The 16,194-nt window shown below is 49.5% G+C and carries 21 protein-coding genes; 20 read left to right on the top strand and 1 reads right to left on the bottom strand.

All coding sequences use genetic code 11. From position 1 onward, the window contains the following. The first annotated feature begins 27 nt into the window (after window positions 1-27). The 8 genes from JOE45_RS06025 to JOE45_RS05990 all read left to right on the top strand — a co-directional run bounded on the left by JOE45_RS06025 (window position 28) and on the right by JOE45_RS05990 (window position 5,451). Window positions 28-546, top strand: a complete 519-nt coding sequence (locus JOE45_RS06025; protein ID WP_210021056.1) for a gamma carbonic anhydrase family protein — start codon at window positions 28-30, stop codon at window positions 544-546. A gap of 45 nt (window positions 547-591) precedes the next feature. After that, window positions 592-783: an IDEAL domain-containing protein gene (locus JOE45_RS06020; RefSeq protein ID WP_210021057.1), complete on the top strand. Its 192-nt coding sequence runs from the start codon at window positions 592-594 to the stop codon at window positions 781-783. A gap of 116 nt (window positions 784-899) precedes the next feature. Then, window positions 900-1,358 carry a DUF2487 family protein gene (locus tag JOE45_RS06015; protein ID WP_210021058.1) on the top strand — a complete coding sequence of 153 codons (459 nt, stop codon included), beginning with the start codon at window positions 900-902 and terminating at the stop codon, window positions 1,356-1,358. 239 nt (window positions 1,359-1,597) lie between these two features. Continuing rightward, window positions 1,598-2,143 (top strand): QcrA and Rieske domain-containing protein, encoded by a 546-nt coding sequence (locus JOE45_RS06010; RefSeq protein WP_210021059.1) that lies wholly within the window; start codon window positions 1,598-1,600, stop codon window positions 2,141-2,143. A gap of 19 nt (window positions 2,144-2,162) precedes the next feature. After that, window positions 2,163-2,834 carry a menaquinol-cytochrome c reductase cytochrome b subunit gene (qcrB, locus tag JOE45_RS06005; RefSeq protein ID WP_210021060.1) on the top strand — a complete coding sequence of 224 codons (672 nt, stop codon included), beginning with the start codon at window positions 2,163-2,165 and terminating at the stop codon, window positions 2,832-2,834. A 63-nt stretch (window positions 2,835-2,897) separates the two neighbouring features. Then, window positions 2,898-3,785 (top strand): c-type cytochrome, encoded by an 888-nt coding sequence (locus tag JOE45_RS06000; RefSeq protein WP_210021062.1) that lies wholly within the window; start codon window positions 2,898-2,900, stop codon window positions 3,783-3,785. 66 nt (window positions 3,786-3,851) lie between these two features. Beyond that, entirely contained in the window at window positions 3,852-4,505 is a 654-nt protein-coding gene (locus JOE45_RS05995; RefSeq protein WP_245246697.1) for a DUF1405 domain-containing protein, read from the top strand. Window positions 4,506-4,572: 67 nt separating this feature from the next. Continuing rightward, window positions 4,573-5,451 (top strand): sporulation protein YpjB, encoded by an 879-nt coding sequence (locus JOE45_RS05990; protein ID WP_210021063.1) that lies wholly within the window; start codon window positions 4,573-4,575, stop codon window positions 5,449-5,451. A gap of 12 nt (window positions 5,452-5,463) precedes the next feature. Here the strand turns inward: JOE45_RS05990 and JOE45_RS05985 are convergent, their stop codons facing one another. Next, the gene (locus JOE45_RS05985; protein ID WP_210021064.1) at window positions 5,464-6,333 is read right to left on the bottom strand and encodes a YitT family protein; all 870 of its coding nucleotides are present in this window, start codon (window positions 6,331-6,333) and stop codon (window positions 5,464-5,466) included. Between the two features lie 167 nt (window positions 6,334-6,500). Between JOE45_RS05985 and JOE45_RS05980 the strand changes: the two genes are divergently transcribed. From JOE45_RS05980 to JOE45_RS05925, 12 genes are all read left to right on the top strand, one after another. Then, entirely contained in the window at window positions 6,501-6,830 is a 330-nt protein-coding gene (locus JOE45_RS05980) for a nucleotide pyrophosphohydrolase (protein ID WP_210021065.1), read from the top strand. A gap of 95 nt (window positions 6,831-6,925) precedes the next feature. Beyond that, on the top strand, window positions 6,926-7,486 hold the full coding sequence (locus JOE45_RS05975; protein WP_210021066.1) for a tetratricopeptide repeat protein: 561 nt from the start codon (window positions 6,926-6,928) through the stop codon (window positions 7,484-7,486). Beyond that, a complete protein-coding gene (gene dapB, locus JOE45_RS05970; protein ID WP_210021067.1) occupies window positions 7,483-8,283 on the top strand; it encodes a 4-hydroxy-tetrahydrodipicolinate reductase in 801 nt (266 codons plus the stop codon). Before JOE45_RS05975 ends, dapB begins: the two co-directional genes overlap by 4 nt. Window positions 8,284-8,383: 100 nt before the next feature. Further along, a complete protein-coding gene (locus tag JOE45_RS05965) occupies window positions 8,384-8,803 on the top strand; it encodes a methylglyoxal synthase (protein ID WP_210023395.1) in 420 nt (139 codons plus the stop codon). Beyond that, window positions 8,803-9,498, top strand: coding sequence for a bacillithiol biosynthesis deacetylase BshB1 (gene bshB1 / locus JOE45_RS05960; protein WP_210021068.1), 696 nt, complete (start codon window positions 8,803-8,805; stop codon window positions 9,496-9,498). The genes JOE45_RS05965 and bshB1 overlap by 1 nt, the downstream gene beginning before the upstream one ends. A 40-nt stretch (window positions 9,499-9,538) precedes the next feature. Next, entirely contained in the window at window positions 9,539-10,705 is a 1,167-nt protein-coding gene (bshA, locus tag JOE45_RS05955; protein ID WP_210021069.1) for an N-acetyl-alpha-D-glucosaminyl L-malate synthase BshA, read from the top strand. Window positions 10,706-10,721: 16 nt separating this feature from the next. After that, window positions 10,722-12,029, top strand: a complete 1,308-nt coding sequence (locus JOE45_RS05950; RefSeq protein WP_210021070.1) for a CCA tRNA nucleotidyltransferase — start codon at window positions 10,722-10,724, stop codon at window positions 12,027-12,029. Beyond that, on the top strand, window positions 12,026-12,997 hold the full coding sequence (locus JOE45_RS05945) for a biotin--[acetyl-CoA-carboxylase] ligase (protein ID WP_210021071.1): 972 nt from the start codon (window positions 12,026-12,028) through the stop codon (window positions 12,995-12,997). Before JOE45_RS05950 ends, JOE45_RS05945 begins: the two co-directional genes overlap by 4 nt. Window positions 12,998-13,270: 273 nt before the next feature. Further along, window positions 13,271-14,137, top strand: a complete 867-nt coding sequence (gene panB / locus JOE45_RS05940) for a 3-methyl-2-oxobutanoate hydroxymethyltransferase (protein WP_210021072.1) — start codon at window positions 13,271-13,273, stop codon at window positions 14,135-14,137. Between the two features lie 22 nt (window positions 14,138-14,159). Next, the gene (panC, locus tag JOE45_RS05935; protein WP_210021073.1) at window positions 14,160-15,029 is read left to right on the top strand and encodes a pantoate--beta-alanine ligase; all 870 of its coding nucleotides are present in this window, start codon (window positions 14,160-14,162) and stop codon (window positions 15,027-15,029) included. A gap of 25 nt (window positions 15,030-15,054) precedes the next feature. Further along, entirely contained in the window at window positions 15,055-15,438 is a 384-nt protein-coding gene (gene panD, locus JOE45_RS05930) for an aspartate 1-decarboxylase (RefSeq protein WP_210021074.1), read from the top strand. A 114-nt stretch (window positions 15,439-15,552) separates the two neighbouring features. Further along, window positions 15,553-16,194, top strand: coding sequence for a tetratricopeptide repeat protein (locus JOE45_RS05925; protein WP_210021075.1), 642 nt, complete (start codon window positions 15,553-15,555; stop codon window positions 16,192-16,194).

Raw genomic sequence — 16,194 nt, 5'->3', positions numbered from 1 at the left:
GGCTTTAAACAAGGAGTGAGACAGCTTATGCTGCACAGTTATAACGGTATTATACCTCAGGTTCATCCATCGGTGTTCTTAGCGCCGGGTGTGCAAATTATCGGTGATGTTGTCATCGAAGAAGGAGCAAGCATTTGGTATAATACCGTGCTTCGAGGAGATCTGGCCCCGATCCGGATCGGGAAGCGCAGTAACATTCAAGACGGCTGTATCGGCCATGTCAATTCGGATCAACCGTTGATCATCGAAGATGAAGTATCCGTAGGCCATGGAGCTATCATTCATGGATGCCATGTAGGCAAGGGCACATTAATCGGCATGGGGGCGATTGTACTAAACGGTGCTAACATCGGTGAATATGCTTTAATAGGGGCAGGAACACTTGTAACCGAGAACAAATCGATCCCCTCGTACACGCTTTCTCTTGGATCTCCGTCAAAAGTGGTTCGAGAGCTGCTGGAGACGGATTTGGAACGGATGAAACGGACCATGGAGAGCTATTGCGTCAAGGGCTCTGAGTTTCTGAGGGACAGCCGTAAGCAGTAGGTGGTATAAGTAGAATATCATGACCCAGTTTGGAGGTAGGTTCTCATGGGCAAAATGAACGTGACAAACGATATGATGCTGAGTTTGTTTGCAGAAATGGTGCTTGATGAAGCCCTGCGTAAATACAAAGAGCAGAGATTGTACAAAGGAATAGATCAAGCATTGGCTAATGGTGATGAACAATCCTTTATTGCCCTAACAACCGAACTGAATATGCTGCGATACATGGGTAAATGATTTCAACTTAGACTAAGCTAACGCCAATCATGACATTTTTTTGAAAGACATATGAAGATTCTTCATATGTCTTTTTTTCTGTGCTAAATTGGTACAAGGGAAAGAAGGTGATATCATTGAAATTTAGCGAGATTGAAGAGAAGTCTTGGGACGAGCTTCGTCCGTATTTGGACACCGCGGTTCTCCCGGTTACAGGGTTAGGAGGAGGAGAGACGCCTTGGGAGACCACTATGGCACTGGAGCATTTGCGTGACGCGCTTGATTTAATTGAGATTCCTTTTAAAGGGCGCATCGTAACTTATCCCGCCATGCATTTCGTGAATGACGCACATCAAGCGCCCGAAGGGATGCTGCTTGAACAGGTAAGCGCAGGGCTCAAGAATGCCGGCTTCCGGTTTGTCGTCGTCGTTACGGCCAAGTCAGAACAGGAGCTCGGGGATAAGCAGTTAGTAGGGGAGCATGTCGATCTTCTGCTGCGCTGCCCTCCGGATGAGCTGAGGCTTTCGGGCAATGAGGCTAAGCGGAAAGCAACGGAGTTGATGGCTAACCTATGGAATGGAAGTCCATCCTCGTGACACATGTATGATAAATGGGAATGTTGAGAATTATATGTAACAGCCTAGCTTTACCCAACGTCACCAGTTGTGACAATTTCGTTACATGTAGCTTCGACACTTCAGGTTACGCATAGGAATAACCGGACTCCATTCTTGACGCACTTTGTGGTGTAAGCTATTATTAGTTATGTCCTAGTGTATGGTGTAAAGTTATGTCGAACGACTGATATATGTTGCAAAAAGGGGGTAGAACGAGAATGAACGATCACACGAATCAAGAGACGCAGCATCACGGCGAGAAACCTGTAAGACGTCGTGAAATGTCCAGACGCCAGTTTCTTTCCTACACCCTCGGCGGAGCAGGAGCATTTATGGGTGCCGGGATGCTGGTTCCGATGGTTCGGTTTGCGGTGGATCCGGTTCTTCAGCCTAAGGCGCAAGCCGAATGGGTGAAGGTTGTGGAAGAAGCTCAAGTTACGAACGTACCGAAATCCTTCAAGTTTCAAGTGCATCAAGTAGATGGTTGGTATGAAAGTAATCCTGAGCTCGAAGCATGGATTGCAAAAAGCCAGGATGGTAAAATCTTTGCGTTGAATCCAACGTGCAAACACTTGGGATGCACCGTGAATTGGAACGGCAGTCCGCAATTCAAGGACCAGTACTATTGTCCTTGTCATGGAGCCCACTACACAATTGACGGTAAAGCTTTAGCCGTATCGCCGTTGCCGCTCGACGAATATGAAGTGAAGATCGAGAACGGCTCTGTGTACGTTGGTCAGCTCGGACCTAACAAACGGGTGTAATAAGGAGGCGTAACATCAGATGTTTAAAACGGTTTATAACTGGATCGATGAACGCCTGGATATCACGCCGATGTGGAGAGACGTAGCGGACCACGAGGTGCCTGAGCACGTTAACCCGGCTCATCACTTTTCCGCTTTCGTGTATTGCTTCGGCGGCTTGACGTTCTTTATCACAGTTATACAAATTTTGTCGGGTATGTTCCTAACAATGTATTACGTGCCGGATATTATCAACGCTTATGCGAGCGTAGACTACCTGCAGCATAAGGTAGCCTTTGGCGTCATTGTACGGGGTATGCACCATTGGGGCGCTAGTCTCGTTATTGTTATGATGTTCCTACATACGCTTCGCGTGTTCTTTACGGGATCCTATAAGGCTCCTCGGGAAATGAACTGGGTTGTCGGGATGTTGATATTCTTTGTCATGCTGGGTCTTGGTCTGACGGGATATTTGCTCCCTTGGGACAATAAAGCTTATTTCGCAACAAGCGTTACACTTAAAATTGTTGAATCCGCACCGTATATCGGTCCATATGCAAAAACCCTCCTGCAAGGTGGGGAAATCGTAGGGGCGCAAACGTTAACGAGATTCTTTGCATTGCATGTGTTCTTCCTTCCGGGCGCATTATTGGCTCTACTAGCAGGACACTTCTTCATGATTCGCAAGCAAGGTATTTCCGGGCCGTTATAAGATTTCCGTTAAAATTTGCAGCTTACGGTTTTCTACCAAGAAAACGAGAAGGAGGAGCGATCCGTGGCTCAAGGTCATAAATCGGACGAGAAAATCGTTTACGTTGGGGATTCACGCGTTCGAGTAAACTCATCGAAATTGATTCCGCAAGATTTTTCTGCTTACCCTGGAAAATCGGAAGTATTTGTTCCGAACTTCCTTTTGAAAGAATGGATGGTTGGGGTTGTTGTGCTGGTCGGTATTTTAGCGCTTACTGTGTCTCATGCGGCTCCGCTTGGCTATCCGGCTGATCCGACGAACACACAGTTCATTCCGATGCCTGACTGGTACTTTTTGTTCATGTATCAGCTTCTCAAGTACCCATATACTTCAGAAGGTTTTGTAGTACTGGGTACAGTTGCTGTTCCAGGTATTGCGTTTGGTGCCTTGCTGCTCGCTCCGTTCTTGGATACGGGCAAAGAAAGACGCTTCTACAAGCGGCCGATCGCATCTACGTTGATGTTCTTGAGTTTGATAGCATGTATTTATTTGACTGTCGTATCTTGGCACCACTATCAGCTTGAGCTCAAGGAGAAAAATATTATCCCTGAACATATCAAGCGCGAAGAGGAAATGCATGCAAACAAAGGAACCTCAGGTGGTGGAGGCGGGGCTAAGCAGCCCGCACAGCAAGCGGCTGCGATTGTGGCTCCGGATGATCCGGCGGCGGAAATTTACGCCAAGTCGACTTGTCTTTCCTGTCACGGTACGGACCTGAAGGGTATGCCTGCTGCCAAGATTCCTGCGCTTCGCGGAGTGGGAGACTTACACTCCAAAGATGAGATTTTGGGTATCATTCATAATGGTATTGGCCAAATGGGTGCCCAATATGATGCTAACATCGCAAAGGGTCTAACGGAAGCCGAAATTGATCAGCTTGCCGATTGGCTGTCCAAGCAGAAAAAACAATAACAAGTAAAAACCTGACCGTAGGATGCGGTCAGGTTTTTTTTAAGAAAAAAGCGGGGGGTGTCGCTTTTGTCAGGTTGGGGTTGGTCCTACTTCTTCTCACGTGAATTTCTGGGCAGCCGTCCTATGCTATGGATGCTGTTTTGGGTCAATTTCCTCGGTACGATTTACGGATACATATGGTATGGGAATCAATTAAAGTACACTGTGGAACACATGTCGCCGCTCTATCTCCCTTTTGTTCCGGACAGCCCTACGGCCAGTTTGTTTTTTACATGGTTTCTGCTGATTATGCTCATAGGAAGAAAAGACGTGGATCGGAAGACTTCAAGCGGGTTTCGTGGCTTTGTAGAAGCTTTTGCCGTCATCACTTCCTTTAAATATGGAATCTGGGCCGTGGCTATGATTATGGCTGGAGCTTATCAAGGAGATCTGTTGGTTTGGCAGGATTGGATGCTTACAATCTCGCACCTCGGAATGGCGGCGGAAGCGCTCTTGTATTATCGGTTTTACCGTTTCCGCTGGATGGCGGTTCTTATCGTAGCTTGTTGGGTACTGCTGAACGACGCAATGGATTATGCCGTAGGGGTTTATCCATGGCTTCCGAAGGTGCTGGAGGATGACTTGGCTCAAATAGCATCATTCACGATCTTATTAAGCTGGGCAAGTATAGCCGTGGCTCTGCTGCTCTGGTGGTTGAGAGTACGGAAGGAGCGGAGTTAAGGCCCGCACAAAATCGGTCTAAATGTGGACATCCCCCCATACGATGTACTTAGGAGGGGATGTACCGATGTTCGGAGCTTTCAACTTGAGGTGGCTCGGTCTGATGATAGCGGTGTCGCTCAGTGTTACTCTGCTCGGTGGCTGCAGTGGAAACGCAAAAGAGGAGGGCAATGGGGCTGAGGCCCCTAAGCCATCCCAAGAGCAACTGCAGAGGGCAGAACTGCTGAACCGGACCGCCGAAGACATGTATCAGAAAATGCTGCAAGGGGACATCGAGGATAGCCGGATCGTTCTGCAGCAGCTTAGCGATCAACTGAATCAAATTCGTTTTGAGGGGATGACTTCAGTCGATGGTATGAATGCCCTCGTTCGAACGGTTACCGATGCGCAACGCATATTGGATACAACGGCGCTGCAGCCGAACGAAAGACAAGTCGCCGCAGCGAAGATTCGGTTGGCAACCGATGCGCTTACGCATGCCAACCAACCGTTATGGCTTCAATACTACGACCGGCTGCAGGATGATGTGAACGATTTGGAACAAGCGGCTAGAGACCAAAATAAATTGGATTTGCAATCCGCCGCTTCCCGATTGGAACATGATTACGGCATCATTCAGCCTAGCCTGCTTATTGGTCGAAGTGCTGTTGATGTGGAGAAGATGGACTCGCTTGTAATATTTGTCCGGTCGCAGCCCCTGAATCTGGGTGAGCCGTTCAAGAACGTACTCCAGGCAATCCCGCCGATGAGGCAAATGCTGGACAAATTGTTTATGAAGCGAGAAACTACCGCCTATTTGCCTTATGCAGCACCGCAGAACCCGATTCTTTGGACGCTTACGTTCGGAATAATCATCTTGTCGTCGCTTGCTTTTGCCGGATGGAGGCTCTCCAAAAAGCACGATGGTCTCATTCCGGTTCGCCGCGGCGGCGATGATTTGCCATAGCTTTACGTTGCTTCACTTGGGCTTAAAGCCTTCTCCAACTACGTCGTGTACCTCCGTTATGATAATGAAAGCGAGAGGGTCGATGGAACGGACGAGGTCTTTAAGCCTTTTCATTTCGCTGCGGGCTACTACGCAATAGACGATATGTTTCTGCTGCTTGGAATAAGCACCTACCGCCGGTAATAAAGTGGAGCCCCTGTCGAGTGAAGCTGTAATAGCGGCAGCAACCGGTTCGGCTTGCTCGGTAATAATTGTAAAGGCTTTGGCAGCATAAGCTCCTTCAATCAAGATATCGATCATTTTTGAAGCGATGAACACGGCAACAAACGTATACAGAATTTTTTCTTTCGGCAAAAAGAAGAGCGAAGAGCCAATAACGATGGCGTCCATCAGCAGTATAGTTTGTCCCATTCGCCAACCTGTCAGCTTGTGTGTGATACGAGCCAAAATATCAGCTCCCCCGGTAGTCCCCCCAAAGCGAAATACGATGCCCAGGCCTAATCCCAATGTAAATCCGGCATAAGCGGTTACCAAGAAGTAGTCGTGCTCCGTCCGAAACGGTACAAGCCAACCATACCCGATCAGCATTTCCATAATCCATAGAAAAAAAGACAAGGAAATGGTGCCGATGATTGTATAAGCCATGGAGGACTTCCCTAAAATACGCCATCCCAAAAAAAACAGCGGAATGTTTAAACAAAGCGTGGTGAGAGATGGAGGGAGACCGAAAATATAATTGATGAGCAGGGCAACGCCCGTCAATCCGCCCTCCATCAGTTCATTCGATATAACAAAATAGTGAAGCCCAAACGCATAGATCGCCGTACCGATCAAGATAGGAACAATGTTTTTGATATGAGTGGAAGCTTCAGACAGCCGCATGGTTCACCTCCGTTCGTTATGGATGAGCATGAAATTCGATATATGTTATCGTTTCCCTTCTTTTTCAAAAAAAATTTGTCATGACGCCTTGTTTTGCGTTAACATGGTAATAATGCTCTTTAATGATAAGAGTATTATTTATTATAAGGCAGGTGAACGTGGGCGCTATGTCCGACAAATCGATTAAGGACCTCCAGCAAGAGGTGCACGAATACATATCACAGTTCAAAGAAGGGTATTTCAGTCCGCTGTCCATGATGGCGAGAATGTCAGAGGAGGTTGGTGAGCTCGCCCGGGAAGTGAATCATCAATATGGTGAGAAGCCCAAAAAGGCCACCGAAGAAGATAATTCTATCGAGCTGGAACTCGGCGATATTCTTTTTATTACGATTTGCTTTGCCAACTCCATGGGCATTGATCTAGCGGAGGCACACGATAAAATCATGCATAAGTTCCGCACGCGAGATGCTGATCGTTGGACACGAACGAACACTTAAACTTCGTTTAATTCATATATTGTACCATCACCTTTAATGCTGCAGGCCAAATCTCGGGGACAAGGCACCGAACGGTTTGGGAAGGAGATGGTCACATGGACGGCGAAGCAGCCATCAAAAAAGCGTATGAATCGATTTTAAAGCATGACTTCGAAAGAGCGATTGCTTGGTTTGAGCATGCCATAGCTTTGAATCCGCAGTGTGCCGCATATCATTATAAGCTCTCGATTACGTTTGCGCGCAGCAATAAGCTGGAGAAAGCGATATCTCATGCCACTCAGGCGGTCCGGCTTGATCCGGAGGATGAGCATTATTCATTTCATCTTCAGCATCTGCAAGCCAAACAATTGATAATACAAGCCGAGAAGCTTTTCGTTGAGTCGGATGAGCGTCTGTGGCTGGCGATTGCTCTGCTTCAGCAGACAGTGGAACTGGACCCGCTGTCCATAGAGGGATTCCTCCTTCTAGGGATCGCTTATTCCCGGGTTCAGGAATACAGCTTGGCAGTGAAAGCGGTGAAAGAGCTTCTCAAGCTGGACCCTCAGCATTCCATCGGGAATCGGCTTCTTACGGATTATGAGTTAAGTTGGAAACAATATATGAATAAAGGTTTGAACTTCAAATCGCAGGCGGAAAGGAACGAAACAACGAAATGACTCGAATTAAAGTGGCAGTGGCCGGAGCGAGCGGCCGTATGGGACGTGAAGTCGTAAAGATGGTATTAGGTGATCCTGAGCTGGAATTGGTGGCCGCGGTATCCCGTACTACGACGAATACAGATGCAGGAAGACTCGTCGGCCTCGATCCGTGCGGCGTTCAGGTTACGAACGATTTGGAGCTGACCCTGGTCGAATCCAAGCCGGATGTGCTGGTCGACTTCACGACCCCCCAGTCGGCTGTTGCGAATACGCGGCTGGCGATCAAACACAAGGTTCATCCAGTGATGGGTACGACGGGCTTTACTCCTGAAGATATAGAAGAGCTGGACAAGCAGTGTAAAGCGGAAGGTATAGGAGGACTTATCGCGCCGAATTTCTCCATCGGAGCCATCCTTATGATGAAGTTTGCTGCTCAAGCGGCCAAATACATGCCTCACGTGGAAATCATCGAGTACCATGGAGATCAGAAGTTGGATGCCCCATCGGGAACATCGGTGAAAACCGCTGAGATCATTTCCGAGGTGCGTGAGGAGCTTCGTCAAGGGAATCCTAAAGAGGAAGAGACGATTGAAGGCGCGCGGGGCGGATATTATCAAGGCTTCCGGATTCATAGCGTTCGCTTGCCTGGCATCTTCGCCCAGCAGGAGGTTATTTTTGGCTCATTTGGCCAAACGCTTAAAATTCGCCATGATTCGTATGACCGTGCCGGATACATGCCAGGGGTGAATGTGGCTGTTAAGAAGGTTATGGAATACACTGGTATGGTTTACGGGTTTGAGCACTTTATGGATTAAGGAGTACAGAAGAGGACATGGAGCAGGCCGATAAAGCCCGTTCGAGTGTCCTTGTTTTCTAGGAAATGGGAGAGCTGGGGAGGAGCAGGCTGATATGTCTATGAACATCGCATTGATCGCGCATGATCGCAAGAAGGATGAAATTGTTAATTTCGTAACGGCTTATGAAACGGTCTTTGAGCATCACAATCTCTACGCCACAGGGACGACGGGAACTCGGATAATGGAGAACACGAAGCTGAGAATACACCGTTTTATGTCCGGGCCACTCGGAGGCGACCAGCAGATCGGGGCCATGGTCGCCACGAATGAGATCGATTTGATTATTTTTCTGCGTGATCCGCTGATGGCTCAACCGCATGAGCCGGATATCATCGCGCTGCTTCGGCTTTGTGACGTGCAGGGTATCCCTTGCGCAACGAATATCGCAACGGCCGAAATTTTGGTCAAGGCGCTGGATCGTGGCGATTTTGCCTGGAGAGAGCTCGTACATAAATATAAACCGGGTGTGGACGCATAATGGAAACGTTAGACTTATTGATTTTCGGCGCTCATCCGGACGATGCAGAGATCGGAATGGGCGGTACGATAGCCAAACATACGGAGGCAGGCTACCGTGTAGGCATTTGCGATTTGACCTTGGCTGAGATGTCTTCCAATGGAAACGTGGAGAGTAGACGTCAGGAAGCGGCAGATGCGGCGGAGAGGTTAGGGCTTGCGATGAGGAGCAATTTGGAGCTCCCCGACCGCGGGCTTTATCTGGTGCCGGAATATATAGAGCGCATCGTGATTGAGATTCGTAAATGGAAGCCGCGTGTCGTCTTCGCCCCCTATTGGGAAGACCGGCATCCCGATCATATCGCGTGCAGTAAGCTGGTGCAGGAGGCTTTGTTCAATGCGAAGCTTAGAAAGTATGTACCGCATGCTCCAGCACATCATGTTCAAGAGAGTTACTTTTATTTTATTAATGATGTGATCCACCCGGATGTTATGGTAGACGTAACTGCGGTCTATGACAAGAAGCTTTCATCGCTGAGAGCATATCGGTCGCAATTCGAAGCGGCTGGCTCGGGGAATGAATACGTCCGCACGCCGTTAAATCAAGGTTATCTGGAGCGGGTTGAAGCCAGAGATCAACTGCTTGGTCAGCAGCGATCGGTGCCTTACGCCGAAGGCTTCATAAGTAAACTGCCTTACTTGACGAAGTTGTTTTAAGAAGAAATATCGATTGTGTGATCGAGGGAGGCGCCGCAGGATGGAACGGTTAAAAATCGGGATCACGTGCTATCCTACGCTGGGCGGTTCAGGAGTCGTAGCCACAGAGCTCGGCAAGCTGCTTGCGGAGAAAGGGCACCAGGTTCATTTTATTACTCATAGCATGCCGTTTCGGCTGGGTAAATTCGATAAAAATATTTTTTATCATGAGGTAGAAGTCAACGATTATTACGTTTTTAAATACCCGCCGTACGATCTTTCTCTGGCGAGCAAATTGGCACAGGTGGTCAAGCAGGAAGAGCTTGATTTGCTCCACGTGCATTATGCGATTCCGCATGCCGTTTGCGCTCTGCTGGCTAAGCAGATGGTAGGTTCTCATTTGAGGGTGGTGACAACACTGCACGGGACCGATATTACAGTGCTGGCCCAGGATGAGTCCCTCAGTGATTTGATCCGGTATGCCATCAACGAAAGCGATGCGGTGACGGCGGTTTCTCAAGATTTGATTCAGGAAACTCGCCAGCTGCTCGGAATTGAGAAGCCGATCGATTTGGCATATAACTTTGTTGACAAACGGGTGTATTATCCGCGGGAGGTCGCTTCGCTGCGCAAGGAATTTGCCCAACCGGATGAAAAAATATTGATCCATATCTCGAACTTTCGTCCGGTCAAGCGGGTGATGGATGTGGTGGATATATTTGACCAAGTTCACCGTGACATACCGGCCAGATTACTGTTCGTCGGCGAAGGGCCGGAGCTTTCTAAAGTGCTTTGCAGAGTGAAGGAGCTTGGTATTCAGGATCGGGTCACGTTCTGCGGCAAACAAGATGATGTTGCACAGCTTCTTTCGCTTGCCGATCTTATGCTGCTCCCGTCGGAGAAGGAAAGCTTCGGCTTGGTGGCGCTGGAGGCAATGGCCTGCGGCGTTCCGACGATCGCTTCCAACGCCGGCGGTATACCTGAGCTCATTACGCATGGGGAAACCGGGTACTTGGCAGACATAGGGGATGTGGAGCAGATGGCGTCGTATGCGCGTATGCTCTTGACGGACGATACTCTTTATGAACAAATCAAGGAGGCTTGTTTATACCGGGCGCGATATACCTTCTGTAACGACGTGATTACACGCCAATATGAAGAGCTGTATTACCGGGTGCTCGAACACCCTGTGCCGGAGGCGCTGAGTGTAAAACCTTTGCAATGCTGAAAAGGAAACAGAAAACATGACCGAATCGTTGAGACAACAAGCGATGAATATTGTTCGTCGGCTGACTGACGGAGGGTTCGAAGCATGCCTGGTGGGCGGCTGTGTAAGAGACGAACAGCTCGGCCGGCCTGTCAAGGATTATGACATTGCTACATCTGCCAAGCCCCACCAGGTAATGGAGCTGTTCGAGCGGACGGTTCCGACGGGCTTGCAGCACGGGACCGTTACCGTAATGGTCGGCAGAAGGCCTTTCGAGGTGACAACCTTTCGCAGGGAAGCGGAATATGAAGCTTTCCGTCGTCCTAGCGGGGTGGAATACATCGACAGCCTTCTGGAGGATTTGAAAAGGCGAGATTTCACGATAAACGCCATGGCGATCGACAACGAAGGCAAGTTGATTGATCCCTTTGGAGGCAGAGCCGATTTGGAGCGGGGTGTGCTGCGCTGCGTAGGTCAAGCGGAAGAGAGATTTAGGGAAGATGCGCTGCGGATGCTGCGTTGTCTTCGTTTTGCCGCAGAATACGACCTGCGGGTGGATGGTTCGACCTGGGAATCACTGATGGTCTGCATGCCGCTGCTGAGGCATATTGCTATGGAACGCGTTCGTCTGGAGCTGGAACGCATGGTGAGCGGAAGCGCTCCGAACAAGGCGATTCACCTGCTCTGCCAATCAGGAGCCCTGAGACATACGAAGCGGGAATTAAAGCTTGCGAGGGTCGAAGAGATTCGAAGGTTGCCCGATTTGAAGCGGCTTGTCCGCGAGGAGCTCCGCTGGGCCTATCTTTATCTCCGTATAGGTATCTCCGCTGTCGAGACGGCGGAAGATATGAAAGCGTTGACCTTCTCCAAGCACATGATAGATGAGGTCAAGCGAACCGTCGCGGCTGCAGATATGCTGGCACAGGGGCTTGAACGGTTGGACCCGTTTTTAGCTGAGGGTGAATATGGGAGACGGCTGTGGCTGCGCACCGCTTTACATTATGGCCGGGGAACGCTTCAAGGTATCCGGCAGTTGATTTTGGCCGACGCATCATGGTTTGAAGCGAGGTACAGCAATGTACAGGCTTCTGCAGCGTTGAAGCTATGGGCAGACCACGGCTGGGATTGGATTCAGGCCATGCCGGCAGCGGACTTGTCGGAGCTGTCCGTAACCGGACAAGCGGTGCTTGATTGTCTGAAAGTGAAGGCGGGTCCATGGACAGGGAAGCTGCTAAACCGCCTGTTGGAGTTGGTGGCGCTCGGAGAGCTTCCGAATGAAACGGAAGCTCTCCTCCAGATGGCGAAAAGGGAATATGTCGAAATGCAGGAGAAGGAGAGCTTATGAATGATCGACTTCTGGAGCTGTTCGAGCAATCGAACGGAGCCTTCTTGTCCGGAGAAGAGCTTAGCGAACGATTACAAATTAGCCGTACCGCAGTTTGGAAGCAGATCGGAAAGCTGCGGCAGCAAGGATTTCGGTTTGAGGCGGCGCCGCGAAAGGGTTACCGTCTATTGACGAAGCCCGACAAATTCGATTTGCCGGCTTTTATCGTCAATCTGAAGACGGAACGCTTCGGTAAGCATGTCAAATATTACGACGAGGTGGATTCAACCCAAACGGTTGCGTCAAAGCTTATAGCGGATGGGGCACCGGAAGGAACGCTTGTCCTGGCTGAGCTCCAAACCGCGGGGCGGGGACGGATGGGCAGGCAGTGGCATTCACCAAAGGGCAAAGGTCTTTGGATGAGTATGATCCTGAAGCCGACCCATATTCCTTTATCCTTCACTCCGCAGCTAACATTGCTTGTTGCCGTTGCTTTATGCCGTGCGATCCGTGCCACGGTTCCTGTAGAGGCGGGCATTAAATGGCCTAATGATCTGCTGATAGACGGCCGTAAAGTAGGCGGAATCCTGCTCGAATCAAGCGCAGAGAATGAAACATTGCAGCATATTATTGCCGGAGTAGGCATTGGGGTCAACCTGGAGCGGGATGATTATCCTCCCGCGCTTAGAGATATTGCCACTTCGCTCGCTATAGAAGCTGGTTACCGGATTGACAGAGTGGAGCTGCTTTGCCGCTTTTTGCTCGAATGGGAGCAGCTTTACGAACTGTACCAAGAGCAGGGCTTCGCGCCAGTTAAGCTGCTCTGGGAAGCACTGTCGGTGTCGCTTCACCGCCTGATTCGCTGCCATACCGCACAAGGCCTCGTGGAAGGATACGCGGAGGGGATCGACGAATTGGGAGCCCTCGAACTTCGGCTGCCTGATGGTACGATCAGGAAAATGTATTCCGGTGATGTTGAATTTAGGTGACTTTTAATGTAATGTTTGGTATAATCTTCGTTACGGAGGCAGTATCCGGCCGGAATTGCACTCCAACGATTCGTTTTTTCACAACTGAAAAGCTTCGCTATGCAATATGTCGGATTCTGCTCTGAGCCAAACCGGACCGAGACAGAAGGATCATATGACACAGAACATGTGACCTTTTAGCCTCTGTATGCCCGGCTAAAAGGTTTTTTGCTCTTGCAACAATCCGGCCGATCTTTGAAATACTATGAACAGGAAGATGGACGGAGGTGCTTTATGGAAACGCGTAAACCGATAACGACGGCTAGGCTGCAAAAAATGAAGCAGGACCGGGTTCCGATCAGCATGATAACGGCCTACGATTATCCATCCGCCATACTGGCGGAACAGGCTGGGATTGACGTGATTCTGGTCGGAGATTCACTGGGTAATGTAGTGCTTGGCTACGATTCGACCGTTCCTGTGACTCTAACTGATATGATTTATCATGCTAAAGCGGTGACTCGAGCTGTTCAAACGACCTTTGTCGTAACGGATTTACCTTTCATGACCTATCACGGAAGCATCGATGAAACGCTGAAGAATGCCGCTAGGTTGATGCAGGAAGGGCTAAGCAAAGCGGTAAAGATGGAAGGTGGCGCGGAAATCGTACCTGCTGTGAAAGCTTTAGTCCAGGCAGGAATTCCAGTTATGGGTCACATCGGGCTGACGCCACAATCCATTCATCAAATCGGGGGCTATAAGATACAGGGAAAAACGCCCGCAGCAGCACAAAAGCTGCTGGACGATGCTAAAGCTTTAGAGGAAGCCGGAGCTTTTGGGATTGTACTGGAGCTCGTCACGGATCAGCTTGCCGCACATGTTACCGAACAGCTATCCATTCCTACCATCGGCATCGGCGCAGGCGCTGCTTGTGATGGTCAAGTGCTGGTGTTTCACGATATACTCGGATATGGAGGAGTGCCCCATCCCAAGCGTTTTGTGAAGCAGTATGCATCGATAGGCGATTCGATCCGCAGCGGTATCCGCCAATATGTAGACGAAGTAAAGGAGCGCCGTTTTCCAGCTCCAGAGCATTCGTTCCGTATGGAGGAAGAGTTCGCGGCGAGCTTGTATGGAAGCGCGTCTTCCTCTAAAAGATAACAGATCGGAGAAAAACGTTCCCATGCATACCGTAAAGCATATACAAGAGCTTCGGCAAATGATCCGGCAGACAAGAGTGAGTAATCCAAAGGCTAGGATCGGCTTCGTACCCACAATGGGCTATCTCCACCAAGGGCATCAATCACTTCTTGACGCCGCGCGGCGAGAGTGCGATGTTGTTGTTCTTAGTATCTTTGTTAATCCGCTTCAGTTTGGACCGAATGAGGATTTGAGCCGGTATCCGAGAGAAGAGGAGCGAGATATGGCCATCGCTCGTGTTACAGGTACGGATATCGTCTTTTTCCCACAGGTAGAGGAGATGTACCCGACTCCGACCAAAACGATCGTTTCCGTTGCGCGGGTAACCGAACGGCTTTGTGGGGCTTCGCGTCCAGGGCACTTTGACGGCGTGGCGACGGTAGTAACCAAGCTGCTGAATATCGTTCAGCCGGATTGCGCTTATTTCGGGATGAAGGATGCTCAGCAGGTAGCTGTGATCGAGCAGATGGCCGTTGATTTGAATATACCGGTAACCATCATTCCGTGCCCTACGGTTCGTGAGAGCGACGGATTGGCCATGAGCTCACGTAACGTATACTTAACCGAAGATGAGCGACGTCAGGCTGTTGTTCTGTCTCAAGCGCTGGATGCTGCGGAACGGATGATCCGGGACAAGCGTGATGGACTTACGGCGGACGAGCTGCGGGAAGCCGTGATCGCAACCATTCTTACAGCTCCGCTTGCTGAGATCGATTATGCCGAAGTATTAAGCTATCCGGCGCTGGAGCCGCTCCAAGCTGTGTCGGACGCTGAACGGATCATCGTGGCCTTGGCTGTAAAATTCGGGCGTACCCGTTTAATCGATAACCGTTTGTTTCATATAGTAAAGTAAGAATTATATACAGGAGGCGAAAGCCGTGTTTCGCACCATGCTTAAATCCAAAATACACCGCGCTATCGTAACGGAAGCGAACCTAAACTATGTTGGGAGCATTACGATTGATCAGGACCTGCTTGATACCGTCGACATGCTTCCGAACGAAAAAGTTCAAATCGTCAACAACAACAACGGAGCGCGATTCGAAACATATATCATTCCCGGGCCTAGAGGCTCCGGTGTCGTTTGCTTGAATGGAGCGGCAGCAAGATTGGTACATCCGGGTGATACGGTAATTATATTATCTTATGTCATGATGTCCGACGAAGAAGCGAGAAAGCATACTCCACATATTGCGATTATGGGAGATCAGAATAAAGTCATCAGCGTATTGAAGGAAGAAATTCATTCCACGGTGCTGTAAAGGGAATGAAACGGGACGGGTAGACGCACAATGAAGATACAATAAGTCGAGGGCCGGCAGGGCAGAAACTCCTAAGCTTGGTCAGCGAGAAGCGTAAGGTGGGTGTTTAGAGACATGTTCAAACATCTTTTTGCTTCCATGAACGAAATGCTCGATGATGTGATATCGGAATACCCGTCCTCTACAGGCACCAAAAGGAAGCAACTGCAGGATAAGCTGCGGGCGTTAAGAGTCATGAGCGACGCTTGCATTGAGGAATGGTTGCTGTTCGAAGAAAAGTTGGGTGAGCTCTCCAGGGTTACGGGAGTGTCATTAGGCGGAAGCGACCCTCTCGACCCGGAATTTTCAGGCAAACGTACGGATTGGTTTGTTCGCGGCCAAGGATATTATAAGCTTCATTTATTCGATGAAGCGATTCATGAATTCGAAAAGCTGCTCAAGCTTCAGCCAGATTTTAACTTGGCTCGCATTTATCTTGCGATGTCTTATCTGCGCAAAGGGGAAACGAATGAGAGCTATACGCACTTTCATTTTTTGACCCAGCTCACGGAAAATTTGCAGATGAAAGCTATCTCCTATAATGCGATGGGCTGCATCCAAGTGGAGAAGCACAATATGGAGAAAGCATGCGAGTTTTTCGATATGGCTTACCGAACGGATCCTGCCAGCATTCAACCACTGCTGGATTTGGGGGTTTGCTGCGAGAAAAAGGGCGGACTTCAATTCGCTTTCAGCATTGCTCGAGGATCATCTTGA

The organism is Paenibacillus sp. PvR098, from assembly GCF_017833255.1.
Lineage (GTDB): Bacteria > Bacillota > Bacilli > Paenibacillales > NBRC-103111 > Paenibacillus_G.
Note: the sequence above shows the minus strand (reverse complement) of the source record. Positions and strands in the feature narration are given on the sequence as shown.

Bases quoted from the DNA above. Each gene is read 5' to 3' on its own strand.
- JOE45_RS06025 (WP_210021056.1), top strand. From the start codon at position 28: ATGCTGCACAGTTATAACGGTATTATACCTCAGGTTCATCCATCGGTG.
- JOE45_RS06020 (WP_210021057.1), top strand. From the start codon at position 592: ATGGGCAAAATGAACGTGACAAACGATATGATGCTGAGTTTGTTTGCA.
- JOE45_RS06010 (WP_210021059.1), top strand. From the start codon at position 1,598: ATGAACGATCACACGAATCAAGAGACGCAGCATCACGGCGAGAAACCT.
- qcrB (WP_210021060.1), top strand. From the start codon at position 2,163: ATGTTTAAAACGGTTTATAACTGGATCGATGAACGCCTGGATATCACG.
- JOE45_RS05990 (WP_210021063.1), top strand. From the start codon at position 4,573: ATGTTCGGAGCTTTCAACTTGAGGTGGCTCGGTCTGATGATAGCGGTG.
- JOE45_RS05985 (WP_210021064.1), bottom strand. From the start codon at position 6,333: ATGCGGCTGTCTGAAGCTTCCACTCATATCAAAAACATTGTTCCTATC.
- JOE45_RS05980 (WP_210021065.1), top strand. From the start codon at position 6,501: ATGTCCGACAAATCGATTAAGGACCTCCAGCAAGAGGTGCACGAATAC.
- JOE45_RS05975 (WP_210021066.1), top strand. From the start codon at position 6,926: ATGGACGGCGAAGCAGCCATCAAAAAAGCGTATGAATCGATTTTAAAG.
- dapB (WP_210021067.1), top strand. From the start codon at position 7,483: ATGACTCGAATTAAAGTGGCAGTGGCCGGAGCGAGCGGCCGTATGGGA.
- JOE45_RS05965 (WP_210023395.1), top strand. From the start codon at position 8,384: ATGAACATCGCATTGATCGCGCATGATCGCAAGAAGGATGAAATTGTT.
- bshB1 (WP_210021068.1), top strand. From the start codon at position 8,803: ATGGAAACGTTAGACTTATTGATTTTCGGCGCTCATCCGGACGATGCA.
- bshA (WP_210021069.1), top strand. From the start codon at position 9,539: ATGGAACGGTTAAAAATCGGGATCACGTGCTATCCTACGCTGGGCGGT.
- JOE45_RS05950 (WP_210021070.1), top strand. From the start codon at position 10,722: ATGACCGAATCGTTGAGACAACAAGCGATGAATATTGTTCGTCGGCTG.
- JOE45_RS05945 (WP_210021071.1), top strand. From the start codon at position 12,026: ATGAATGATCGACTTCTGGAGCTGTTCGAGCAATCGAACGGAGCCTTC.
- panB (WP_210021072.1), top strand. From the start codon at position 13,271: ATGGAAACGCGTAAACCGATAACGACGGCTAGGCTGCAAAAAATGAAG.
- panC (WP_210021073.1), top strand. From the start codon at position 14,160: ATGCATACCGTAAAGCATATACAAGAGCTTCGGCAAATGATCCGGCAG.
- JOE45_RS05925 (WP_210021075.1), top strand. From the start codon at position 15,553: ATGTTCAAACATCTTTTTGCTTCCATGAACGAAATGCTCGATGATGTG.